We start from the raw sequence: 651 nt of genomic DNA, 5'->3' as shown, positions 1-651 counted from the left end.
GCTGAACCGCTCTTCCGATCTAAATCGATTGGATGATTGAAAATTATGTCAATGGAACTGTGCCAGATTATCAAATGTCGGCTTTGGCCATGGCAATTTATTTTAAAGGAATGACGACACAAGAGACTGCCTATCTCACGATGGCTATGGTTCATTCAGGTAAAGAATTTGATTTGTCAACTATATCTGGTATCAAAGTGGACAAACATTCTACCGGAGGGGTGGGCGACAAGGTCACGCTGATTTTGGCGCCTTTAGTTGCTTCATTCGGTGTTCCAGTTGCCAAAATGTCAGGACGAGGTCTTGGACATACTGGGGGAACACTTGATAAATTAGAATCTATTCCAGGTTTCAAGTTTGAAAAAACAGAAGAAGAATTTATCAAACAAGTTAAAGAAACTGGAATTGCCATCATCGGCCAATCAGATGAATTAGTTAAAGCTGATAAGTTGCTCTATGCTCTTCGAGATGTCACGGCGACTGTTGATATTATCCCTTTAATTGCAAGTTCGGTCATGTCTAAAAAAATTGCTGCAGGCTCTGACGCTATTTTACTGGATGTCACAGTGGGCGATGGTGCCTTCATGAAATCAGTAGATGATGCACGACTTCTGGCTCAAACAATGGTCGACCTTGGAAAATCTGTCGGTC

At 41.8% G+C, this 651-nt stretch carries 1 protein-coding gene; it reads left to right on the top strand.

What is annotated here, in order from left to right; genetic code table 11:
* Positions 1-32: 32 nt before the first annotated feature.
* On the top strand, positions 33-651 hold a 619-nt coding region (locus BABA_RS13780; protein ID WP_007085807.1), incomplete at its 3' end, for a thymidine phosphorylase.

Origin of the sequence: Neobacillus bataviensis LMG 21833 (genome assembly GCF_000307875.1) — a bacterium.
GTDB lineage: Bacteria > Bacillota > Bacilli > Bacillales > Cytobacillaceae > Neobacillus > Neobacillus bataviensis.
The sequence above is the reverse complement of the archived record's forward strand: the minus strand, read 5'-3'. Positions and strand labels throughout refer to the sequence as shown.